Annotated in this window: 22 protein-coding genes, 1 tRNA gene, 2 pseudogenes and 2 riboswitches; of the genes and pseudogenes, 16 read left to right on the top strand and 9 right to left on the bottom strand. The window is 37.8% G+C overall.

All coding sequences use genetic code 11. The features are described 5' to 3' along the window. Window positions 1-319, bottom strand: a pseudogene (locus BGC7_RS16465) (hypothetical protein); the annotation flags it as partial. A 283-nt stretch (window positions 320-602) separates the two neighbouring features. On the opposite strand from BGC7_RS16465, the gene BGC7_RS16460 reads away from it, so the two are divergent. Beyond that, a complete protein-coding gene (locus BGC7_RS16460; RefSeq protein WP_050702702.1) occupies window positions 603-1034 on the top strand; it encodes a GNAT family N-acetyltransferase in 432 nt (143 codons plus the stop codon). 171 nt (window positions 1035-1205) lie between these two features. Here the strand turns inward: BGC7_RS16460 and sucD are convergent, their stop codons facing one another. Both sucD and sucC read right to left on the bottom strand, forming a co-directional pair. Continuing rightward, window positions 1206-2078: a succinate--CoA ligase subunit alpha gene (gene sucD / locus BGC7_RS16455; RefSeq protein WP_050702701.1), complete on the bottom strand. Its 873-nt coding sequence runs from the start codon at window positions 2076-2078 to the stop codon at window positions 1206-1208. Between the two features lie 100 nt (window positions 2079-2178). Beyond that, window positions 2179-3309, bottom strand: coding sequence for an ADP-forming succinate--CoA ligase subunit beta (gene sucC / locus BGC7_RS16450; protein ID WP_050702700.1), 1131 nt, complete (start codon window positions 3307-3309; stop codon window positions 2179-2181). A 226-nt stretch (window positions 3310-3535) separates the two neighbouring features. Here sucC and BGC7_RS16445 point away from each other — a divergent pair, with 226 nt between their 5' ends. The 7 genes from BGC7_RS16445 to BGC7_RS16415 all read left to right on the top strand — a co-directional run bounded on the left by BGC7_RS16445 (window position 3536) and on the right by BGC7_RS16415 (window position 9000). Beyond that, complete coding sequence (locus BGC7_RS16445) at window positions 3536-4096, top strand: sugar O-acetyltransferase (protein WP_050702699.1); 561 nt, start codon at window positions 3536-3538, stop codon at window positions 4094-4096. Between the two features lie 42 nt (window positions 4097-4138). After that, a complete protein-coding gene (locus tag BGC7_RS16440) occupies window positions 4139-5341 on the top strand; it encodes a hypothetical protein (protein ID WP_050702698.1) in 1203 nt (400 codons plus the stop codon). A 115-nt stretch (window positions 5342-5456) separates the two neighbouring features. Next, window positions 5457-5891, top strand: a complete 435-nt coding sequence (locus tag BGC7_RS16435; RefSeq protein ID WP_050702697.1) for a MarR family winged helix-turn-helix transcriptional regulator — start codon at window positions 5457-5459, stop codon at window positions 5889-5891. 33 nt (window positions 5892-5924) lie between these two features. Next, window positions 5925-6560 carry a nitroreductase family protein gene (locus tag BGC7_RS16430; RefSeq protein WP_050702696.1) on the top strand — a complete coding sequence of 212 codons (636 nt, stop codon included), beginning with the start codon at window positions 5925-5927 and terminating at the stop codon, window positions 6558-6560. A gap of 62 nt (window positions 6561-6622) precedes the next feature. Continuing rightward, entirely contained in the window at window positions 6623-7126 is a 504-nt protein-coding gene (gene tpx / locus BGC7_RS16425; protein ID WP_050702695.1) for a thiol peroxidase, read from the top strand. A 521-nt stretch (window positions 7127-7647) separates the two neighbouring features. Continuing rightward, window positions 7648-8340, top strand: coding sequence for a hypothetical protein (locus BGC7_RS16420; RefSeq protein ID WP_050702694.1), 693 nt, complete (start codon window positions 7648-7650; stop codon window positions 8338-8340). A 105-nt stretch (window positions 8341-8445) separates the two neighbouring features. Continuing rightward, the gene (locus BGC7_RS16415; protein WP_050702693.1) at window positions 8446-9000 is read left to right on the top strand and encodes a DUF6705 family protein; all 555 of its coding nucleotides are present in this window, start codon (window positions 8446-8448) and stop codon (window positions 8998-9000) included. A gap of 72 nt (window positions 9001-9072) precedes the next feature. Here the strand turns inward: BGC7_RS16415 and BGC7_RS16410 are convergent, their stop codons facing one another. Together BGC7_RS16410 and BGC7_RS16405 are read right to left on the bottom strand one after the other, a co-directional pair. Continuing rightward, entirely contained in the window at window positions 9073-10389 is a 1317-nt protein-coding gene (locus BGC7_RS16410) for an FISUMP domain-containing protein (protein ID WP_050702692.1), read from the bottom strand. Window positions 10390-10782: 393 nt separating this feature from the next. Further along, entirely contained in the window at window positions 10783-11274 is a 492-nt protein-coding gene (locus BGC7_RS16405; RefSeq protein ID WP_050702691.1) for a hypothetical protein, read from the bottom strand. Between the two features lie 165 nt (window positions 11275-11439). On the opposite strand from BGC7_RS16405, the gene BGC7_RS16400 reads away from it, so the two are divergent. From BGC7_RS16400 to BGC7_RS18350, 8 genes and pseudogenes are all read left to right on the top strand, one after another. Further along, window positions 11440-11988, top strand: a complete 549-nt coding sequence (locus BGC7_RS16400; protein WP_050702690.1) for a hypothetical protein — start codon at window positions 11440-11442, stop codon at window positions 11986-11988. Window positions 11989-12000: 12 nt separating this feature from the next. Next, the gene (locus tag BGC7_RS16395) at window positions 12001-12471 is read left to right on the top strand and encodes a hypothetical protein (RefSeq protein WP_050702689.1); all 471 of its coding nucleotides are present in this window, start codon (window positions 12001-12003) and stop codon (window positions 12469-12471) included. 26 nt (window positions 12472-12497) lie between these two features. Continuing rightward, entirely contained in the window at window positions 12498-14567 is a 2070-nt protein-coding gene (locus tag BGC7_RS16390; protein ID WP_050702688.1) for a hypothetical protein, read from the top strand. A gap of 146 nt (window positions 14568-14713) precedes the next feature. After that, a tRNA-Arg gene (locus BGC7_RS16385) sits at window positions 14714-14787 on the top strand. A gap of 291 nt (window positions 14788-15078) precedes the next feature. Beyond that, a complete protein-coding gene (locus tag BGC7_RS17990) occupies window positions 15079-15222 on the top strand; it encodes an Arm DNA-binding domain-containing protein (protein WP_157258763.1) in 144 nt (47 codons plus the stop codon). 42 nt (window positions 15223-15264) lie between these two features. After that, the gene (locus BGC7_RS18125; protein WP_199318958.1) at window positions 15265-15579 is read left to right on the top strand and encodes a hypothetical protein; all 315 of its coding nucleotides are present in this window, start codon (window positions 15265-15267) and stop codon (window positions 15577-15579) included. Further along, the gene (locus BGC7_RS17745; RefSeq protein WP_199318963.1) at window positions 15507-15770 is read left to right on the top strand and encodes an ATP-binding protein; all 264 of its coding nucleotides are present in this window, start codon (window positions 15507-15509) and stop codon (window positions 15768-15770) included. The genes BGC7_RS18125 and BGC7_RS17745 overlap by 73 nt, the downstream gene beginning before the upstream one ends. Window positions 15771-15819: 49 nt before the next feature. After that, window positions 15820-16110: pseudogene (locus tag BGC7_RS18350) on the top strand (M24 family metallopeptidase); the annotation flags it as partial. A 484-nt stretch (window positions 16111-16594) separates the two neighbouring features. Here the strand turns inward: BGC7_RS18350 and BGC7_RS16370 are convergent. The 4 genes from BGC7_RS16370 to BGC7_RS16355 all read right to left on the bottom strand — a co-directional run bounded on the left by BGC7_RS16370 (window position 16595) and on the right by BGC7_RS16355 (window position 21679). Further along, window positions 16595-18268 (bottom strand): putative transporter, encoded by a 1674-nt coding sequence (locus BGC7_RS16370; RefSeq protein ID WP_050702685.1) that lies wholly within the window; start codon window positions 18266-18268, stop codon window positions 16595-16597. A gap of 31 nt (window positions 18269-18299) precedes the next feature. Further along, the gene (gene attM, locus BGC7_RS16365) at window positions 18300-19100 is read right to left on the bottom strand and encodes an AttM family quorum-quenching N-acyl homoserine lactonase (protein WP_050702684.1); all 801 of its coding nucleotides are present in this window, start codon (window positions 19098-19100) and stop codon (window positions 18300-18302) included. Between the two features lie 92 nt (window positions 19101-19192). After that, on the bottom strand, window positions 19193-20548 hold the full coding sequence (locus tag BGC7_RS16360; RefSeq protein ID WP_050702683.1) for an aldehyde dehydrogenase family protein: 1356 nt from the start codon (window positions 20546-20548) through the stop codon (window positions 19193-19195). A 15-nt stretch (window positions 20549-20563) separates the two neighbouring features. Next, entirely contained in the window at window positions 20564-21679 is a 1116-nt protein-coding gene (locus tag BGC7_RS16355; RefSeq protein ID WP_050702682.1) for a 4-hydroxybutyrate dehydrogenase, read from the bottom strand. A 254-nt stretch (window positions 21680-21933) separates the two neighbouring features. Further along, window positions 21934-22142, bottom strand: a riboswitch (cobalamin riboswitch). A gap of 135 nt (window positions 22143-22277) precedes the next feature. Continuing rightward, window positions 22278-22480: riboswitch (cobalamin riboswitch) on the top strand. Window positions 22481-22668 lie beyond the last annotated feature (188 nt).

Raw genomic sequence — 22668 nt, 5'->3', positions numbered from 1 at the left:
AATTATTATCGAGATTGAAAACTACATCGCCCGTCTTGTCGCTTCCTGCACGGATCAGCTTGCCATCACGATTGAAAACCACATCGCCCGTCTTGTCCTTGCCGGCACGCACATAGTCGCCATCGAGATTGAAAACAGCATCACCCGTCTTGTCCTTACCCGCACGAATGAGATCTCCATCAATATTGAAGACAATATTCTCCTTCTCCACAGGAGGTTTCGGATCGGGATCCGGATTGGGTGTTATGGGTTCTTCATCGCCACAAGCTACAAAAGAGATGCACAGCAGTAGCGTATATATGTAGTGTAAGGTTTTCATACCGTCTCAAGAGTTTGGTTATAATTGTTGGACTAAAGATAAGAATAAAAGGTTTAAATAAGTAGAAAAAAGAATTTACTGCCCTATGTTTCAAGTAGGGGCAATCTCTTGTAGGAGCGAAACAACGTTCGGCGTAGCCAATAAATATTCGCCCATTATAATCAACGGGCGAAAAATTTTTCGCCCCTACACCAGATACTGAAAATATATCATTAGTTTATATCAAGTACTGAAACTACACTATATTTCTTATCTTTAATGCCACATAACAGAGAAAAAGAAAATGGTAGAAATAAAACAAATATCGCTTATCGACAGCGACATCACCAATGCTTTTGCAAGGCTCATACCACAGCTTTCGCCCGACTGCAAAATCCCCGACCAGCAATACCTGCAACGGATGATCGACACTCGTGGTGTGTTCCTCTTTGTGGCATACAACCCTGCCATTGCAGGCACACTTACCCTTGTGGTAAATGAAACGCCTTCGGGAGCAAAGGCTTGGATAGAAGACGTAGTAGTCGATTCCTCGGCCAGAGGACAAGGGATTGGCGAAAAACTGATAAACTATGCTGTCGGATTTGCACGAGGGCTTGACATTTCGAGTGTAAACCTCACCTCTCGCCCCAACCGTGTGGCAGCTAACGAACTGTACCGTAAAGCAGGGTTTGCAGAGCGCGACACCAATGTGTACCGTATCAAAATAGACAAGTAGATATAATAATAAAAAGAGAAACCTCCTTGCTGTAAGACAAAGAGGTTTCATAGTTATTTAAGGTCGCAGACCTATTTATTACTTTGGTAAGTATAGCAACTATAACTAGTTACTACTTGAAATTATATCATTTATTAACTTCTTTTCTTCACTTAATAAAAAAAGTGATGTTTATACGCCGAGTTTTGCTTTAAGCATTCCCGGTATATCGGCAGGTTCTTTAGCCACTCTTACACCCGCAGCTTCCAGTGCAGCTATCTTGTCGGCTGCCGTACCGCTACTTCCTGCTATAATGGCACCTGCATGCCCCATCTGCTTGCCCGCAGGCGCTGCCTGTCCGGCAATAAAGCCCACAACAGGTTTGGTTACATGATTTTTTATATATTCGGCAGCCAGTTCTTCGGCATTGCCGCCTATTTCGCCTATCATCACTATGGCATCTGTCTCAGGGTCGTTTTGCAACATTTCCAGCAATTCGCGGAAGTAAAGTCCCACTACAGGATCGCCGCCCATACCCACTGCCGACGATTGCCCCATACCGTTGACCGTCAGTTGGTAAACCACTTCGTAGGTAAGCGTCCCACTACGACTTATTACCCCAATGTTCCCCTTCTTGAATATCTGTGCCGGCAATATACCCACAAGGCTTTTTCCGGGCGACATCAGTCCGGGGCAATTAGGCCCTATCAGCATCGCGCCTTTTTGCTGTACAAACCGGTGAGCCTTTATGGCATCGAGAGTAGGCATACCTTCCGATATACATATAATAAGCCCGATACCCGCATCGGCTGCCTCCATAATGGCATCGGCCGCAAAACGTGCAGGAACGAATATGATAGAAGTATTGGCTTGTGTCTGTTCTACTGCCTGATATACCGTATCGAATACAGGAATGTCAAGTATCCGGCTACCACCCTTTCCGGGCGAAGTGCCGCCGACTATATTAGTGCCGTATTCTTTCATTTTTTGAGTATGGAAGCTACCGTCTCTTCCGGTTATTCCCTGTACTATCAGTCGTGTCGATTCGTTTATTAGTATGCTCATAATATTAAAATTAGCCCCTCCATACCTCCCAAAGGGGAGGTTTTTCTTAAGAGAGTTTTTTGTTAAATAAATTATGTATCGGGGAGTCCCCCTTGGGGGATTAGGGGGCTGTTACAGCCTGCCGTACAGCTTCGCTCATCGTTTCGGCCACTCTGAAGCGTGTTCCCCGAAGCATTTCACGCCCCTCTTTCTCATTGGTTCCGGTAAGGCGTACAATCACAGGTATATCGGTTTTCAGTTGTTCAAACGCTTTCAGCAAACCTGCTGCCACATCATCGCATCGGGTTATTCCCCCGAATATATTGATAAGAACCACTTTCACCTGCGGATCTTTGAGCAAAAGGTTCATAGCATCTATCACTTTGTTGGGATTGGAGCTACCGCCAATATCGAGGAAGTTGGCAGGAGTACCGCCATACAGCTTTATCATATCCATAGTAGCCATTGCCAGCCCCGCACCATTTACCATACAGCCTATTTCGCCATCGAGGTGTACGAAACTGAATCCTTTTTCTTTGGCATAAGCCTCTGTTTTTTCTTCTTCGGTAGGTTCAAATATTGCTTGTATCTGAGGTTGGCGAAAGAGTGCATTGTCGTCGAAAGTCATTTTGGCATCTATAGCCGACAAGTTTCCTTCATCCGTAAGCACGAGAGGATTTATTTCTGCCAACGATGCGTCTTTGTCTACAAATAGTTTGTATAGCTTCTGTAATATGTCTGACAGCTGATTTACCTGCGCTATGTCTTTGAAGAGGGTAAATGCGAACTTACGAGCCAGATAATCGGGTAATCCGATAAAAGGATCTATAGCAAACTTAAACAGCTTTTCGGGCGTAGTAGCAGCTACTTCTTCTATATCCATTCCGCCTTCAGCACTCATCATTAGTATCACCGACTTTGAATTGCGATCGATAACAAAACTAACGTAATATTCGGAACGGATATTTACAGCCTGACTAAGAATGATCTTTTCCACCGGATAGTCTTTGATCGTCATGCCAAGTATAGCTTCGGCATATTTCAAAGCTTCGTCTTTGCTGCGAGCCAGTTTTACCCCTCCGGCCTTCCCCCTGCCTCCGGTAAGTACCTGAGCTTTTACCACTACAGTGTTCATAGCCAGAGAGTCGTATGCACCTACCACATCTTTCACGGCATTGCACAATACATACTTCTCTACAGGGATGCCATAGGATGCAAATAAGTTTTTGGCTTGGTATTCGTGTATTTTCATGGACTAATTTTTTTTAGTGAATACAAGTATTACTTAACTATTAACGTTAAAAATACATGTTAGTTCTTATAAAACATCATTTTTTGAGCGTTTTTTTTACACAATAGAAGATAGATAATATTTATAAAATGATAGATAAAGATGTAAGTGCACATTAATATTTACCGAAATGTAATATCAGATTCTTTTTTTGATTATATTGCTTCTTTGAAAAAAACACAGAATAATGACAGAAAAAGAGAAATCGGAAAAAGGACTATTGTACGATGCCAACTACGATAAAGAATTAATAGCCGCCAGACAGAAGGCAAAGGAAATATTATACGACTACAACCACTCACATCCGGCAAAGGAAGACGACCGAAAGCAACTGCTTCGGCTGCTACTTGGCAAAGCCGAAAATAATTTTGTATTCGAACCGCCCTTCTATTGCGACTACGGATATAATATAGAAGTAGGTGAAAACTTCTATGCAAATACAAACCTTGTTATCCTGGACGGGGCAAAGGTAAAGATAGGAGACAATGCTTTTATTGCTCCCAATGTAGGTATTTACACTGCCGGACATCCACTCGATGTAGAGCAGCGCAACAGGGGATTGGAATATGCATACCCCGTTACCATTGGCAATAATGTATGGATAGGTGCAGGGGTGAGCATACTACCCGGCGTAACCATAGGCGACAATACGGTGATAGCTGCCGGCAGCGTTGTAAACCGAGACATACCATCCAACTGTGTGGCAGCAGAAAATCCCGCCGTAGTGAAAAAGAAGATCGAAAGCTGAAAACACATAAATTCTAAACCTTTTTAATCAATTTTTAATACGATGAACACAAAACAGTTTATTTTATTCTTTCTATTTCTTTTCAGCGGAATAGTTTGTGCACAGAAAAAGGAAGTGCAACCGTACATCGATTTCCTAAAACAGCAAAAGACAGATCCCGTAGATTATATTTTCGATCTTTTTGAGAAATACGATATAGTTGTATTGGGTGAACGTGACCACCGTGATACGACACAATACGAATTATTTACCAAAATAATATCTGATCCGCGCTTTATAGAAAAAGTAGGCAATGTATTTACTGAAGTGGGAGTACACAATCAAAGAGACCGAGCCAACGAAGTACTGAAAGGCAATTACGCTAGCTATGCTGATTTCGAGAAGGAACTCCGCAAACTATATAGAGACATGGATTATGAACCAATGTGGGCTTGTTATAACTATTGGATATTACTTTCTTCAATCTATAAAGTAAACTCAAAATTACCGGAAAAAGATAAAATAAGCTATTATCCAACCGATATCGAATATGATTGGGGAATAGTTGATACCCATCGCCAACAAAAAGCTTTTAAAGAATTTGTTAGTACAGGCATTAGGGATGGTTATATGGGGTATCATTTTATACATGATTACGAACGTATATTAAAGGATTCGAACCAACACCGCAAAAAGGCATTAGTAATATTTAATCGGCCTCACAGCTATCAAAGCTATGTTACTTTTAGAGGTGATTCTGATAATTATGCAGCCTCATATATTTTTAATAAATATCCGGGAAAGGTTGCGAATGTAATGATGAATTGGGTTGTATTTCAAAAGTCGGGAAAAGATTATTTGATTTCGCAGGGCAGATGGGATGCGGCATTCAGAGCACTGGGAAATCCGTCATTAGGATTCGATTTTGCTAATACTCCTTTTGGAAATAACGCATTCGATCATTATGACCAAACCGAAACAAATGCAATCGGTTATAAAGATGTTTATACAGGTTTTATTTTTTATAAACCCATAAACGAATGGGTATTTACATCAGGAATATCCAATATAATAGATGAAGATTTTAAGCCCGAATATAAGAGAAGGCTATATCTCGTGAAAGAGAAATTAACTGAGGAAGAAATAGAATCAGATATCAGATATCAGAACAATTCCAAAAGTTATAACCCTAAAGAAGGGTATGGATATAGAGAAGATACCCCCCAAGACTCTATTGAATCATATATCAATTATTGGTTGAAATAGCTGAAATAAAGACATAGAGATTTATACACAAATGTATTTCGCTTTTTTAACACTATAAATTTCCAGATACAGATTAAACAATTTAATTTTGCACAATATAATTTTAAACAATGATATGTCTGAAGATTTGAGATTAAATAACCAATTATGTTTTCCAATATATGCACTATCGAGGCAGATAACGGCTCTGTATCGTCCCCATCTCGACAAACTGGGACTTACATATCCGCAATATCTGGTACTGATGGTATTGTGGGAACAGCAATCGGTAACAGTGAAACATCTCGGAGAACAGCTATGGCTCGATAGTGGCACACTTACCCCACTACTCAAGCGGATGGAAACCAATGGATTGGTAGAAAGAAAACGTTCGGAAAAAGACGAACGAATTGTAAATATTAACATTACAGAGCAAGGAAAAGCTCTCGAAAAACAAGCAGAAGCTATACCTGCCCTCATAAAAGAAGGACTGGAGCTTTCCGATAATCAAATTGTAGAATTGAGAAAACAGCTGAAAAAGATATTATTCTGTACAGCTGACGACAAATAAATATATTAATTTTTTAAAAAAACAGTATCAGATATGAGCTTAATTAAAGATCTGGAATGGCGATATGCCACCAAAAAATTTGACCCTTCGAAAAAAGTAGACCAAAAACTGGTAGATGAAATAATAAAGGCAGCATGGCTGGCTCCTACCTCATCGGGTCTGCAACCATTCAAAGTAATAGAAATAACAAATCAGGAACTAAAGGATAAGATAGTACCTATAGCATACAACCAGCAACAAGTGGCTGACGCATCTCATGTGCTCGTATTTGCTGCGTGGGACAACTATACCGAAAATCGTATAGACACCATATACGGTAAGATAACTAAAGACCGTGGTCAAGACGAAAACCAGTACACGCCATACACCGACAGGCTGAAAAAAGCATATCTGAATCGCGATGCACAAGAAAACTTCGAACACGCTGCCCGACAGGCATACATCGCCTTTGGATTTGCAATGGCAATGGCAGCGGAGCTGAAAGTAGACTCTACGCCGATGGAAGGTTTCGACGAAAAAGAACTGGATAAATTATTAAATTTGAACAAGGAGGGGCTAAAAAGCGTTACCATATTACCGCTCGGCTATAGAGATGAAGCTAATGACTGGCTAGTGAATTTGAAAAAAGTTCGTCATCCGGAAGCTGATTTTCTTATTCAGGTTAAATAAAAAAGGAAAAAAATACTAAATTTATATACGACATAATAATTTACTAAAAAACAAAAAGAATTATGGCTACAATTACATTTAAAGGAACAACAAAAGTAAATACAAGTGGCGAACTTCCGGCAAAAGGAACAGCTGCACCTGACTTCACATTGGTAAAATCAGATTTGTCTGAAGTATCATTAAAAGACCTGAAAGGAAAGAAAGTTATTCTCAACATTTTCCCAAGTATCGACACAGGTACATGTGCAGCATCGGTACGCAGATTCAATAAAGAAGCTGCCAGCTTGCCAAACACTGTAGTATTAGCCGTTTCGGCCGATCTACCTTTTGCTGCCGGCCGTTTCTGTACCACCGAAGGTATAGAAAACGTGCATCCTGCTTCGGTATTCAGAAATCCTGAATTTGCAAAAAGCTATGGCAACCTTATGGCTGATGGTCCGTTGAAAGGATTATTGGCTCGTTCGGTAGTAGTCATCGATGGCGATGGCAAGGTAGTATATACCGAACTTGTACCTGAAGTAACAGAAGAGCCAAACTACGAAGGTGCTTTGAATGCAGTAAAATAAAACAAGGCTTTACACTTGACAAACAAATAATTATGATAAGGAATCGAATGTATTCGGTTCCTTATTTTTTTTGTCACAAGAAATATAACAGCGAACAGAAAACAGATACATAGTGCAGCTCCAAACCCCCGAAGCAATTATTCGGAGGCTTGTACTACAATACGCAAAGTTATAAAGGCTGGAAAGCTATTTATTTATATTTCCTCCACATAGATGCAGGGAATAAAATAACTTTAAAAAATATGATTTTTGTTATTTGAAGTATTTTCCAAAAAAGTTACCATAAAATGTACATAGGTGAATTGTCTCTCTGTCGGCAAAGATAGCTATATTTACTTATACAGGAAACTAATCACAAGAAAAAAGCTATGCTATAAAGCATATCAACATCCTGATACATAAGAAACAGTGCTCTGATCGGCAAATAAACAATTTACTTAAAAGATCTCACAATCAGTTTCCGGTTTATTTATCTATATGGAAAACAAGTATTACATAAAGAGTAAAAAACATCGAAAACTATGTTGAAAGTAAGATTTAACAAAACAGAGATCAACGTTCCCGACAGTTGGAAAGATATCGCACTTGGCGATTACGAAAAATGGTTTACACATACCCCTACCAATAAGATGGAGTATGTGCATATGATAGCCGACATTTGCAAGATAGATGCTCAGGATTTGCTCCAATCGCCTACCCAATTGTTTGATGTAATCACAGAAGCTCTCAAGTTTGTGTTCGACACCGACTTCGAACCGGCAACTCATACACGGATAGAGGGACAGGACTACTTCATCTCCGTTTCGGACAAGCTCATTTTAGGCGAATGGATAGACATGGAAGAGGTTCTGAACAGCGAAAGCGAAACCAAAATATCGGAATTGCTGGCAATAGTGTGCCGACCGGCAGGCGAGACCTACAATAGCAGCACAGCCACAGAACGCAAAGACCTGTTTCGCAAGCTATCGTGCGACAAAGCACTGCCACTGATCGCTTTTTTTTTGCACAAAAAGACAGAATCAGAAGCGATTTTGAACCATTATTCTCAGGTAGTGGGTCAGGCAAACCAATTTCTAAAGGATACAAAAACTTTTGTAATAAATGGGGGTGGTATAAAACTATTGCCGATCTGGCAGAGGATAAGATATATTTATTTGACCAAATCGTTGGAAAAACAGTTGTCGAAGTTTTCGGATTCCTTCTCTACCGAATAGACAAGTCACGGGCTGAAGAAGAACAATATAAATTTGAGAAGCAAATAAGAAAATAAAATTTTAAAAAGTATATCTTTGTCGTTTATAACACAAATTTTACAACCAATGAAACAAATCAAATTATTATTATTTGCAACTTTATTTCTTTTTACGGCCGTTTCTTGTAGCAGCAACGATGACGATAGAAACGACAATGCCAACAACTCGATTGTAGGAACTTGGGAGTTCGATAAATCGACAGACTTTACATTAGTGATCAAATCCAATAACGAAACGTTTAATTCTGTACTCAAAGAATATGTAATAGCTGACAGAATATTCGGAGAACAATCTTTCACATTCAATGCCAACGGCTCTTACTCGTCTGTTATGAGATTCGCCGAAGACAGAGAAGAAGAAACAGGTAATGGAACATACACTCATAAAGATAATATATTAACTCTTATAGTAGAAGAAGATGATGATGAATCTCCGGAATCGGCTTCCGCTATGGTAAAAGATAATGTATTAACACTTACAGCTGATATGTCAGCAGAATTTAAAAGTGAGGCTTTCTTATCAGATATCTATTATGAATGCTCGGAAAAGCTGAAAGATGTAGATAAAAATACATTAGAAATACAACAAGCTGCCTATATTTTTAAATATAAGAGAAAATAAAATCTCAAGAAAAACAGAAAAGGCAAGGATTTCTCTCCTTGCCTTTTTTATTTCTATATAAGACTCAATTTATTAATTTTTCTTGCAACGAACAGAATAGAATGTTTTTCTGTTGAATGCACCACGATAATACTCCACTCGCGAGTAGTTATAGTTCCTTGCTAATGCCACAGTATTATACTGATTGGTATAACTGCTCGACGACCAAAAAGAAGCCCCACTACTATAATTGTGGCTTGTTCCATCCTCAGCATCTCCAACAAGTATTACATCGAATCCTCCAACTCTAGCATCTTTCGATTCGCCTGCCGAACTATAGGTATTATGCAAAGGATTTACTACCGATTTCATTATAGTTCCTGTAACCAGAGAACGCCATCCGGTGATGGTAGTTTCCCAAGCGGTACTCCACGTTATTTCCGCTCCACTATAAGTGCCCGTAGCATACTTTGAAGCCTTTTCTGTAAGTTCTTTTTCAAGACTTGTCCATTCCCTGTCGCTAGGCAAGTGCCAGCCTGCGGGACATATACCTTTTATAAATCCTTTCTCTTCTTTAGTTTCTACTTCCAAGAGCCCCGGAACACTACCCAACAGTCCTTTCTGATCCTGATCGGCATTGCTACAGTTATGGTGATCTGTTGCAGTATACCAGTCATACAACAGTCCTAATTCAATACCCGCAGCACGGTTTTCGTTATAAAAGTCGGAGAGTGTAGGATTTACCGAACGTGGATAGGCTCCCACTTTCTGAGGTTTGCCACTTGCATCTTTCCCGTTAGAAGTCTGCGAACCGGTCATAGATAGTTTGGTTCCGTTAGGCGTATATTGTGTTCTTAGGTTTTGAGTCATCCACACACCAGCATCTCCAAAATATGCATAAGGATAACTTTCTGCTTCGGCAGGATCTGTTCCGTTGTTAAAAGACATTGTCAAAGTACCTACTCTAATACCATTAGCACCTACACTTTCTTGTCCATAAGAAACAGAACGCACATCTTCAACTACCTTGTTTAATAATTGCCACTTATCGCCTGTCCATACATAAGAACCGGGCAAAGGAGGATAGATATCTATCTCTGGCATACATCCTTCCGGGTTGCTGTTGTACACAACCAAACCCGTATGAGCTTCGCGATTATACTCTCCTGTGGCATTCCCTATCGATGCTGCCAGTTCGTTGTCTGTAGTCGGATTTATTTTTGTTAATTTTACTCGAGGTAGCCCCAGTCCTCTATTGGCAGTCTCACCATTGGTGTATGTGCCATCATCTTTCAGGTCGAGTAATGCCCCCGACATGTTTTGTTTCGAACTGCCAATAGTCACCTGAGCACTAACCTGTGCCACAAGCAAGATACCTAGCAGAAATGTTAATGTCCGCATTGTTTTCATTTGCTATAGTTTTATCAATTAATGAAGTGTAAAAGGCTTTATTTGTCTCACTTTTCCTTTACATTATCTTTACTTTGCTTTTGTCTCGGTCTACAGTATTATAGTGTGCAAATATAATATTTTACATGCAAAATTAATTCAAATAATTCAAAAATTGTTAAAACAGCGATAATAATTAATTTTAGCTACAGAAAAAAACCTCTAATGTTTCAAATTAACAAATATATGTCAAATATAAGTACCAATGATTATCCGGAAAGGAACTAAAGAGGATTGCAATTAGGGGGAAATCTAAAATAAGAGTATTAGAGAAGATACATTATTATACACCAAGAGGCGGTTAGTATCGCCTCTTCTGATTAACATTTATCTTTTCCTTTGTGTGTATATTTATTATTGGCGGCTAAAAACCATCCTGAACACAACCTTTTCTACTTCTATAACTTCAGGATTTTGTATTCCATTAATATCATGAATTATATCTCTGCATAAATTGGTCATATCATTTTCCAACACAAGGTATTTTTTGTCCACTTTAAAACCACTGGCTACTGTTATACTCTCTACACCGGAAGATAAATTCAAATTAGGAGTCAGACGAAGAGAGTCTCCATCGACAACATATGCGCCTTTTTGCCCATTCACATCGTACACTCCATCTTTAAAAAACTGATATTCTACAGTAGCAAGAGTAGTTTTATATTCTTCAAAATATCTCTTTATAGCTACATTAGCCTGCTCATCATTTGTCTTTACCTCCTTGAGTTCAGCATAGTTTATTCTCCATCGCCCTACAATTGTATCTTCTTCTTTATCACTGCTACACGATAAGAAAAAGCAAGAAAGCAATGTGATTGCCAATAATAACAAATTGTTTTTTTTCATAGATTATATAGTTTTATCAGGTGTAAAATTCAACTTATAGAGTTGTAAATATAATATTTTTTAACACGAAAGGCAAGCTATATATTAAAATATATTTATAAAATTATTTTATCAGAATCTAAAATCTTTATCTATGAATAAAAACAATTATTTATAAGAGCAGATATGATAAACAGCATTTTAACTATTTTCAGAAAGCAGGCACAGCAACACAAGACCATCAAGGCATTCTATTACAACCGCAGTTATGAACAGGGAACCGGAAAAGAAACATATCCCCTACTCTGGCTCGAAGACCCTCTCTATGGTCGCAATCAGGACAATGTATTCATCAATTCGGTAAGTTTCTCGGTTCTCTTTCTTCCTCAATCAACAGAAATGATAAGTCAAATGCAAAATCTGGCTTTCTCTATCGGGCTGAATATTATAGAACGCATAAAGAAAACACCCGATTGCGGCATATCCATACGTCCCGACTGGACTTATACCACTCTGCGCAACTACTATGATGACAATGCCTGCGGATGTCGTTTTTCGATCAATTTCACTCAGGTCAATATGCAGAACATGTGTCTGATAGAAGAACAATTCAGTACTGATAAAAAATTTGATGCAAAAACAGATTTACTACCCGATTTCGATCTGCAAAAGACAGAAGGCTGCGAGGTATTTGCCCACAAGTTACCTGATTTTGATATCGTTACCCGTAAATAATCTGTTGCCGATATGAATCAGTCGATTGTAAAAGTAATAGAAACCATCGCAGCAGAGGTACTGGCTATTTCTCAAAGCCTATTCAACAGTAACGAAATTGGCATCAACAAAAAGACAGGACGCAATACTCTAAAAAAAAGCATCCTGAAAGATTCCATAAAGGTAGACACACACTACAATGGCGACTCGATAGTCATCGAAACCTTGTTTGACAATTATATCTCCTTTATAGAAAATGGACGCAAGCCTCGCACAGGGAAACAACCTCCGATAGATGCTTTGCGTGATTGGGCTTTGGAAAACAATATACCTACAGACAACAGTACTCTTTTTCTTATCAGCAGAGCTATCTGGCGCGATGGACAAGAACCCCGTCCCATATTGGCCTCGCTAGAGAAAGAGGTGGAACGGATGATGGAAAACGAGTGGGCAGATAAATTGCTGGAAGCAATAATGGAAGAATTGAACAAATATTTTGAATAATACTAAACAAAAGACATAACATAAAAATGGAAAAGATAGTAGAAATAAAAGAGCCAAAGAAAGTTACGTTAAACAGCAATCCAAATTTCTTTGAGATAACAGGAATAAAGAAAGAAAATGAGGAAGAAGATCCAAATACAGGCGAAGAAGCTCTCCTAAAAAAAGTACATTTTGAGATAATAGGAGGCGGGATAGAGTTCGATTACGATGAGGAGAAACAACAAACTATTTTACTAAACTATACGACCATACAAGTAAAAGAAACAAAGACAGGGATTATACATTCTTTCAAAGGGATGCTTCATAAAAGAATACTTGAAATATTCGAAGAAGTCAATATCTACGATCATAATGTTTATGAAGGATTTGTCACATATGAATTAATTAGTGAAGACAATAATAAAAATGAAATTTCCGACATAACTTTAAGACTAAAGAATTGTATGGCTGAATATTCATTCTTCAAAGAGAAATTCGATTTAACGATTGACGAGAAGAATCCATGCATAATAGAAATAACAGCAAAAGGGACAGGCCCGGAATACGATTTCGAGATAGTAGTCGACCCTTCATTTATAAACATATTGCATGACTCGGGACAATATGGATCGAAATACAATTTTATCGATTTCATGCTAACAGTAAATAGCAACGGTTTTTCGACAGACTTCTCTACCATCAAGTTTGTAAGGCAGAATATGCCCGAAGATATATTTCGAGGAACAAAGACAATATCAGAAGTGAACAGTACTACTTTTTTTGTACATGAAGACAGTGCCATCACTGCCGAAAACTTCAGGATGTGCCTCATGCAAAACCCTTTTTTCAAGAACAATTATAATATAAGTATTGCCCCTGTAACAGGAAACGGTAATTCGATAAGAATAACAGCAAAAGAAAAAGGCGAAGCATATTGCTTCAAGAGTATAAACGCTTCTGCGCTATTTATCAGCGTGACAGGTAATCAGTCATTTTCGCTTTCGCAGGATATGCTATTGAGAGATAGTGAAACTTGCGAAATACAATTAGATTTGTACAAAAACTCAGAAATCTTTTTGGGGAGTACTGACAATACCAATCCGGGAAAATATGTCATCACCCTATCGAAATCGTATTACGGAAAGCCTCTTTGGTTCGATGTAAATACGTTGTGGACAAACGACAATAAATATTCCAATGATTTTCTTAAGGTCTCTCATAATTGGTGCGATACGGGTACGGCTCATGGATTCAGATTTGTAGCCAAAAGAAATGACGGTATAAATACCGAAACTCTGTATCATTCAGATATGTTGTATGCCATAACGGGCTATACCCGCAACCTGCAAATTAACGATCTGCAAGAATATGTGTATAATATAAATACTGACAGAACAGTAAAACCCTTGACTAATCAGCCCGAACTGACACACATAAGAGATCAGAAGCAATATTTCAACTTCATATTGTCCGATCCTGACAGGCAAAGTAAGACTATTGATTACGACTTGGGAATATTATATAAAGCTTACACCCAGTCGGGGAGATATCTGGGCAGCGTTGTGATGCACAACCAATCGGTAAAAGAATTCAACATAGCTAATACAATTCTTTTGGACATGAATCCTGTACTCGACCAATTTCCACAAACAGGCATTATAAAAGCCTGCCTGCATCGTGACGGAAAAGAGGTGAGCCTGCCTCAGACATACCGGATATTGCCTTCATGCCTTTATAAGATCAAAGACTTTGCTTTTCTCAATGCGCTTGGAGGATGGAGCAGCTTTAGCTTTGGAGGTTCGGAGCAAACAGAATTTAAAACAGATTCGACTCGATTTTACAGAAGCCAGACTCCCGATTTTGATATAAGTAGCCAAATAGAAGCGATATTTAATAAAGAGATAGAAGAACAGTTTACTGTACAGACCTACCCTATCACCTCTGGAACAGCTAATTGGCTAAAAGAATTGAGTGCATCTACAGCTGTATATGAATTGTCGACAAAACGCTACATTATAGTAGACGATATGAGTATTAAATATGGTAGTAAAGACGATCTCTTTACATTGCAAATGAAATACCACTACTCGGACTCATACAACACACGTTTTAAGTAAGATACGTCCTTGTCAGTCTTATCTATCGCCAGTATCAGGCTATCTGCTATACAGTATTCTGTATGATGTTAAGAAAAGTTTTAGTGTAAAGTCTTTTTATTTTTACAAAAAACATTATCTTTGCACTCGCTAAATGCGAAAAGGATGGTTCCGTAGCTCAGCTGGATAGAGCAACAGCCTTCTAAGCTGTGGGTCGAGCGTTCGAATCGCTCCGGGATCACTAGGCGAACAGAACCTTTAAGAAAGTTCAACGCCAAGAGAAAGTAAAAGTCTTCTAAACTAATGGTTTAGAAGACTTTTTTTATTGTCTGATGTCAATCTCGATGACAATTAAAGGCAGGAAAAAGACTTCTAAACGTCAAAATTTACTACTGAATAACTACTATTTCAAATTTACTATTTTTTTAGTAGTTTTTTTATTGAAAATATCTCATTTACTGCATCTTGTCGCAGAGTTGTCTGGTATTCTTCAAAACAAAAAACAAAAATTTGTAATTAAAAATTGAATATTATGAGATCGACAATCAGAACACTTTTTTATCTCAGAAAGAATCAGCCGAAAAGAGACGGAACCGTAGCTGTTATGGTTAAAGTCTCAGTCAATGGAGAATCTGTCCAATTTAACAGTAAAGTAGATGTTAATCCACTTGTTTAGGATTCCAAAGTGGGAAGAGCCATTGGACGCTCCAAAGAAATTATGGATATCAATTTATCCCTGGATAACCTAAAAGTAGCTATTCAAAAATCCTATAACAAACAATTGGATGAGTATGGGTATGTCATACCTGAAAAAATAAGAAATCAGGTTTTAGGTTTGGAAAGAGGTGCTAAAACTTTAATCGAATTTATAGAAACAGCCAAATTGATGGGACAGCTTAAACTGGCTAAAGCCAAAGGTACTAACCTGACTGAACTTAACAGGATAGAGAGAACACAAACCTGCTTATACTCGATGGCTTTGGCTTACAAGCTTTTGACTCACAGGCAAGAGTCACTCTACTGGATATCATAGAAGACAGGCATGGGAAGAAGTCTACATTGATTACATCCCAGATACCGGTCAAAGAATGGTATGACATTATAGGGGAGAAAACGATTGCCGATACTGTATTGGACAGGATTGTACATCAATCCCTGAGAGTTGAGTTACATGGCGAATCACTCAGACGTAAAAAGTCTAACCAGGAATGTTTATATTTGTGAAATTTAATTAGTAAAAACTGACAAAAATGATGACTTTTTACAAACAAAAATTGTTGCAATCACATTGAAAGAAATGAGAGAATATGCAAAAATAGGTATGACGACAAAAGAATTGGATGAATACGGAGCAGAAATACTTAAAAATTACGGAGCAAAGTCGGCTCCTTTTGTAACATACAAGTTTCCGGGATGAACCTGCATAAGCGTTAATAATGAAATGGCACACGGTATACCATCTTCAAAAGTCCTTAAAGAGGGTGATCTGGTTAATATAGATGTGTCTGCTGAACTAAATGGATTTTATGGAGATAATGGAGGTTCGTTTGTCCTAGGAGAAGAGTGTTGTTGCTATCGAAACATTCATTACAACCGATTCCATATCGGTTAATACACTGAAGGATGGTTGGACTCTTGTGGGTAACAAAGGAGGTTTCTGTGTTCAGCATGAGCATACTGTTTTAGTAACTTCCGATAAACCTATTATTTTGACAGCAAAAAACGGCATTTGATATTTCAGAGAACTCAAAAAGGTAATTCATGATTTATGGGAACTCATTTCTTTAGAGACTCATTAAATTCTAATCTCAATAATATCGTTTAAATTAGTCGTATAACGTTTTGAGAGATGCGCAGACTATCAACAAGGTTATTCACTTGCCTGTACAAAAAAGATTAAAGAAAGAGAATACGTTAAATTTAGATGTAAGGTAGAACTATTTAGCTGTTTATGGACAAATCCTGTAATCTATAAGTGTTACAGGATTTATTTTTCATTTAATTACCAATATATTCCTTGATTATCATAAGTATCACTTGCCCACGTCTCATAAAAAAAGAAGTATTAATAACTGGGCAACAAGTACGCGAAGAAACATTGTTAGAGGATATACTGAGGCATAGCTTACAGCTGGAGCGTCATTATCTGCTGAAGAATTAGCATATGCTAAAGCAGGGGGATCCGTCATGCTACCAGCCATTAGTCCGGTTAATGTATAATAATTCAATTTGAATATTTTACGAGCGATAACTGCAACAATAAAAAGAGGTACAAGGGTAATGATGATACCATAACCAACCCAATTTAGCCCACCCTCATACAAAACGGTATTCACAAAGTTTTCACCAGCACCTAACCCAACGCATGCCAAGAAAAAACAAATACCTATTTCTCTGAGCATTAGGTTCGCACTCAAAGTTGTATATGTGATCAATTTATACCTGACACCAAGCACACTCATCAATATAGCTGCAATAAGTGGCCCTCCAGCCAATCCCAGCTTCACAGGTTGTGGAATACCCGGAAATGTAAATGGTATACTACCAAGAAATACTCCAAGGAAGATTCCTATAAAAATTGGAATTAAGTGGGGTTCATTTAAAATTTTCAATTGATCACCTAACGTTTTAGATACATTCTGAATTGCGTTTGCATCTCCGACGATAACAACTCTGTCACCGATCTGTAACTGTAAACTTGGATAAGCTACTAAATCTATACCAGCCCTGTTTATTCGAGTAATATTTACTCCAAAATTACTTCTGAGATTTAGTTCACGAATTGTTTTCCCGTTTATACTAGAGCGAGTTACAAGAACACGCTTAGATATCAGTTGTTTATCTAGTATAGCCCAATCATCCTCTAACATACTGATTGTACTACCTGTAAAAGTAGTAATGATTGCTTTGTCTTCAGGTGTTGTAACCACAAGTATTTTATCTCCTTCATTAAGTTTTGTGTGTGACGAAGCTATTTCTATCTGCTCATTTTCGCTATGTAGTATTCTCGATACAATGAATTTGCGATTACTTAATAAAGGAGCTAAATCTTTAATCGTTTTTCCAAATATAGCAGGATTGCTAACAAGCAAAGAAAGGAGTTCTACTGTTGAGGTACTTAAGTTCGTTTGCGAGAGCTTCTCCTCCTCTGTTTGTAGATTTACCTTGAAAAGATAACGAACAAGTATTATTGAACCAATAATACCGATAACAGCCAATGGATAAGCAACAGCATATCCCATTGCTATGGATGAGTCCCCAACTCCATGCGTATCAAAATATGCTTCTTGAGCAGCACCCAAACCTGGAGTATTAGTGACGGCTCCTGACATAATTCCAACCATTGTAGACATTGGTATATCTGTTATGTAAAATAATACAACTGTGGTTATTGCTCCTAGAACGACTATTAATACCGCTAGTAAGTTCAGTTGTAATCCTCCTTTTTTGAACGATGCGAGAAACCCCGGACCAACTTGCAGTCCTACAGAATAGACAAATAGAATGAGGCCAAATTCTTTCATGAAATGTAGCACTTCGTGATGAATTTTAAAGCCAAAATGTCCTGCAGATATTCCAACAAAAAGAACAAAGGTTATTCCAAGAGAAATACCTTTTATTTTTATTTTACCTAACACAATGCCTCCTGCTATAACAAAAGCAAAGAGCATTATACTATGAGCAACCCCTTCTCCGAAAATTAAGGACTCAATCCAATTCATATCTCTATTTTATTTTAAGTTTTTATTTGCTTCATTGATAAAAGTCCCTAACACCCTTTTTTAATTTGTTCCATTCTATAGGATCATGACCTGTTACTACCTTCGCATTGGTTTTATTTGCTATAACTCTTAACCGTGCAACAGACCGTGCAGCATCCTGTGCAGATGTCAGAAATCCAGGTAAAGCTTTATTTTCCCAATGATCCGTTGTATATGCGGCATCTGCTGTTAGTATTATCGATCCGCTTTGAGGAAGATTTATTATAAAGCTGCAATGTCCCGGAGAATGTCCTGGAGTCGGAACCATGAGAATACTATTATCTCCCATAACATCATATATATCATGATCTTTGATATTAATAATATTCCAATCAAGATTTGCTCTGTCAAAATCATTTCTTATATATCCCCCTTTAGCAAACCAGTCGGCTGTATAGGCATATTCGTATTCTTTGCGGTTTACAACATGTGTTGCGTTAGCAAATCGTCCGATTGCTCCAGTGTGATCCAGATGAAGATGCGACTGAAGGACAAATTTCACAGAATCTGGATCAACTCCCATACTCTTAATCGTGTTATAGCAGCCTTCCTCTTCTGTCATTTCGGGCCAATATACATCACATATATCTCCCCAATAGTTGCGAGCATCTGTTGCACATTCTACAGCGTTTCCTCCATCAATAATAATATTACCTTTAGGATGCTTTATGAAAAACCAAGGCACAGGGATTTCATATGGATCTAATGAAGCATTCATTTTGATGTTGTTCTCTTTACACTTCAATACACCCGTATTGAACATATATAGTTTGATCGATTCTTCGTTATTCATTTTTTATAAAGATATCTAGTTATAAATAAAATCTAACCCCGAGCAATGAGCCATAGCATCGGGGTTAGAGGATTCACACATCTATGGCAGTATCAAGATTGCCATATTTCTTCATCCGTAGGAACATGAATACGTGGTGATAGTGGCGCTATACGTGTTATGTTCAAAAGGTGTTTATACGTGAAATTTTCTGAAATAGAGTTATTACCCCAACTTCCGCAACCGAGTGTATTCGTTACAGCAAGCCCGTTTTGTAAAGATCCCCCAGCAGTTGTTGCACTTGGAGCATTCACAATTAGACGAGAGACAAACAGCTCACTTCCTGCTTTAATGATATTCGCCTGATTATTAGAGTGTATAGCAGCCGAATGTCCGCTACCTTCAAGATTCAGATTTGTCTTTGCAATCTTAATTGCTTCCTCGAAGAAATCGTAGGGAAAAGCGGCCAAAACAGGACACATTTTTTCTTTGCTTATGATATCTTCATGTCCCACACCTTTGGCTTCGACAACCATCACCCTAGTTCCTTTAGGAATTGTTATTCCTACTCTTTCAGCAATAACTTCAACATCTTGTCCTACAATATCCCGATTAATACTTCCGTCAATGAACAGTGTGTTTACAAGTTTATCTCTGTCTTCTTCCGGAATAAAGTATGCTCCGTGACGACTAAAAGCTGCAAATACTTCAGCTTTATCTTCTCTTGGATAAATAATACTTTGTTCACCTGAACAGATGATTCCATTATCAAAACTACGTCCTGTAATTACTTTTTCGGCGGCATCATCCAAGTCGATATAACGGTCGAGAATAACCTGAACATTACCGGCTCCCACTCCAAAAGAAGGCTTCCCTGAAGAATATGCAGACTTGACCATTGGCATACCTCCGGTAGCTACAATCACATCGCATTCTTTCATTAATTCTTGAGTTCTATCTAATGTTGGCTCTTCTATTATTTGAATCAAATCTTCAGGTACACCATGTTCTACAATTGCTTCTTTTATCAGTTTCACTGTATAGGCACAGCAATTTTTAGCTTTAGGATGAGGTGATATGATGATTGCATTTTTAGTTTTCAGTGCAAACATAACTTTCGACATAACTGTAACAACAGGGTTTGTCATCGGAATAATGGCAGCAACAACCCCAATGGGCTTAGCTATCTCAATCAGGTTTGTAACCTCGTCAATTCCAATAATACCCATTGATTTTTTACTTTTTAAGTCCTGCCATAGAGCTTTCGATTTGTTCAAGACTTTAGCTTTCTTATCCGGATAGTTTCCCATACCGGTTTCACTATGCCCCATGCGTGCTAACTCATCAGCATTATCAAACATTGCCTTTGCTGTAAGTTTTACTACAAGATCAGCTTTTTGTTGATCAAAATACTCATCGTAGGTAAACTGTGCCTTTCTGGCAGCAAGAACCATTTCTTTAATTTCCATTGTTTTTTATATTCTTTAATGTAACTCTTTAAAAATTGCTCTTATATCTTCTGTAGAAAAAGGAGTATAATTATTTGTAAGTAAGCGTTGTTGAGATTTTTCGACATTTTCGGTGAAAGCATCGATGTCCGTTTCTGTCATACCATATTCTCGTAGAGGCTTCTTCGGCAGCATTCTACCTAAGACAAAATCAAGTTGTTCATAGACATTGTAAGTCGATGTGTGCAAACTTTCTGCTAGTATCTGGTTTAACTCAACAATACTTCCTGCCGGATTTTTTTCTTGATACACTTTAAATACTTTGGTAAAAAATTGGTAGTTTGCTTCGCCATGTGGTACATGATAAGTTCCTCCAAGAGGATACGAAAGAGCATGCACAGCTCCAACACCTGCATTGCCAAAAGCAATACCGGCATAGTTGCTGGCTATAAGCATATCTCTTAATCGTGAAAAACGATATTCTGCTCCTTGTTGAGCAATATTTCGAAAGATATCAAGACTTATGCAGATAGCTTCTTTACTAAACAGTTGACTATAAGGAGTCGCTTTAGGTGATACATATGCCTCAACTGCATGTATGAGAGCGTCGATTGCACTTGCTGCATAAAATCGAAATGGTAATCCGCGGAGTAATTCAGGGATCAAAACAGCATCGTCTGCTAATAACGCGTCGTCCGCTAAGCCTAGTTTTGTATGTCTTGATTTTAGCTCAGCAATGGAAATGTTAGTTACTTCACTACCTGTACCACAAGTGGTGGGTATAATGATTAGCTGCTTGTCTTTTATTATTGGAACCTTTCGTTCAAAAGCGTCACATATATTATTTACATTTTTCAGAACAAACAACTTAGAGATGTCAATAACAGTTCCTCCTCCTATTGCTATAATACGCTTATAGCTGAGATCACGAACATCGTTTAGTATCTGATTCATCATTTCATCAGATGGTTCACCTAATCCATACTTCTCCTGCATAATGTAATGACAAGCAAGATTGAGAGGTTTCATAAATGGGATGAATAGGAACTCATTGGTTATAACCAAATCATCTTTCCCGAGGTTGAATTCTTTTGCAAAATCAGCAAAATTATTGAATTCAAGAAGTCTTGTTTTTAACTTAAATAACTGCATACCATATATTTATTAATATCCTTACAACAGTTTACTATGTTCAGGTATGAGCATGAAAAGCCATGTGTTAAAATGTAACACTCTTGCATTGAGCAATGTATTGCCCAAAATGATATGACTCGATAATAAAATTATCTAAGCCAAAAGACTTTCATGCAAACGATGTTCTTTGCATACCTAAACATTACGGACACAAAATGTCCTAAATTGTGATTTAAAAATGTGCATATCAAATATTTCTAATCCCCGAAATATGAGACAATGACTATCGTGGCAGGTCTTCTGACTCGTTCCGAATTCTGCAGTCTTCCCATCTCTTTATTTAGACAGTGACTTATTGGTTGCAAAATCCATTCTATCTGGAACTTACAGCTGAGGGTACAGCTCCGGATTTGCACCGGATTCCCTTTTCAATAACTATTTCAGAAATAAAATAGCCATCACCAAGACAGATGCAAAGGTACTAAAACTTTATGAAAAAAAACTTTTTTAATTATATTTTATCTGTTTGTCAAATTGTTAACTTGAGATTACAAAATAACATCTTTTTACATAAAAATAAATTCTGAATAAAATCGTATGCTTCTTAAAACTTGCTATCTTTGTAACCGAATTTGGTGTCATTTTCTAAAATCTTAGAAAATGGTGAAAAGAGAATCAGGTGCAAATCCTGAACAGACCCGCTGCTGTAAGCTCTACCGAAGTCTTTGAGCAATACTCAATCCACTATTCTATTACGAATGGGAAGGACGTTCAAAGATGGAGTAAGTCAGAAGACCTGCCAAAATGTATAATAGTTTGAGCTTTCGGGAAACAAAGCCATCAAACATAGAATTGAGCGAGCCTTTATCAAAGAGCTGGTCTTGATATGTTTCTATCATGTTTGAATTATAGCATCCGTTTCCTATAGCAAGGACTGTTTCCTTATGTACTTAGTTTTAATATTAAAATATTTAGGATATGGAAGCATATAAAGATTTTAAAGGCAA

The organism is Dysgonomonas sp. BGC7 (genome assembly GCF_001261735.1).
Lineage (GTDB): Bacteria > Bacteroidota > Bacteroidia > Bacteroidales > Dysgonomonadaceae > Dysgonomonas.
Note: the sequence above shows the minus strand (reverse complement) of the source record. Positions and strands in the feature narration are given on the sequence as shown.

Bases quoted from the DNA above. Each gene is read 5' to 3' on its own strand.
- BGC7_RS16440 (WP_050702698.1), top strand. From the start codon at position 4,139: ATGAACACAAAACAGTTTATTTTATTCTTTCTATTTCTTTTCAGCGGA.
- sucD (WP_050702701.1), bottom strand. From the start codon at position 2,078: ATGAGCATACTAATAAACGAATCGACACGACTGATAGTACAGGGAATA.
- BGC7_RS16395 (WP_050702689.1), top strand. From the start codon at position 12,001: ATGAATCAGTCGATTGTAAAAGTAATAGAAACCATCGCAGCAGAGGTA.
- BGC7_RS16360 (WP_050702683.1), bottom strand. From the start codon at position 20,548: ATGGAAATTAAAGAAATGGTTCTTGCTGCCAGAAAGGCACAGTTTACC.
- BGC7_RS16420 (WP_050702694.1), top strand. From the start codon at position 7,648: ATGTTGAAAGTAAGATTTAACAAAACAGAGATCAACGTTCCCGACAGT.
- tpx (WP_050702695.1), top strand. From the start codon at position 6,623: ATGGCTACAATTACATTTAAAGGAACAACAAAAGTAAATACAAGTGGC.
- attM (WP_050702684.1), bottom strand. From the start codon at position 19,100: ATGAATAACGAAGAATCGATCAAACTATATATGTTCAATACGGGTGTA.
- BGC7_RS16445 (WP_050702699.1), top strand. From the start codon at position 3,536: ATGACAGAAAAAGAGAAATCGGAAAAAGGACTATTGTACGATGCCAAC.
- sucC (WP_050702700.1), bottom strand. From the start codon at position 3,309: ATGAAAATACACGAATACCAAGCCAAAAACTTATTTGCATCCTATGGC.
- BGC7_RS16415 (WP_050702693.1), top strand. From the start codon at position 8,446: ATGAAACAAATCAAATTATTATTATTTGCAACTTTATTTCTTTTTACG.
- BGC7_RS16400 (WP_050702690.1), top strand. From the start codon at position 11,440: ATGATAAACAGCATTTTAACTATTTTCAGAAAGCAGGCACAGCAACAC.
- BGC7_RS17990 (WP_157258763.1), top strand. From the start codon at position 15,079: ATGAGATCGACAATCAGAACACTTTTTTATCTCAGAAAGAATCAGCCG.
- BGC7_RS16410 (WP_050702692.1), bottom strand. From the start codon at position 10,389: ATGAAAACAATGCGGACATTAACATTTCTGCTAGGTATCTTGCTTGTG.
- BGC7_RS16405 (WP_050702691.1), bottom strand. From the start codon at position 11,274: ATGAAAAAAAACAATTTGTTATTATTGGCAATCACATTGCTTTCTTGC.
- BGC7_RS16390 (WP_050702688.1), top strand. From the start codon at position 12,498: ATGGAAAAGATAGTAGAAATAAAAGAGCCAAAGAAAGTTACGTTAAAC.
- BGC7_RS16460 (WP_050702702.1), top strand. From the start codon at position 603: ATGGTAGAAATAAAACAAATATCGCTTATCGACAGCGACATCACCAAT.
- BGC7_RS16370 (WP_050702685.1), bottom strand. From the start codon at position 18,268: ATGAATTGGATTGAGTCCTTAATTTTCGGAGAAGGGGTTGCTCATAGT.
- BGC7_RS16430 (WP_050702696.1), top strand. From the start codon at position 5,925: ATGAGCTTAATTAAAGATCTGGAATGGCGATATGCCACCAAAAAATTT.
- BGC7_RS16355 (WP_050702682.1), bottom strand. From the start codon at position 21,679: ATGCAGTTATTTAAGTTAAAAACAAGACTTCTTGAATTCAATAATTTT.
- BGC7_RS18125 (WP_199318958.1), top strand. From the start codon at position 15,265: ATGGATATCAATTTATCCCTGGATAACCTAAAAGTAGCTATTCAAAAA.
- BGC7_RS16435 (WP_050702697.1), top strand. From the start codon at position 5,457: ATGTCTGAAGATTTGAGATTAAATAACCAATTATGTTTTCCAATATAT.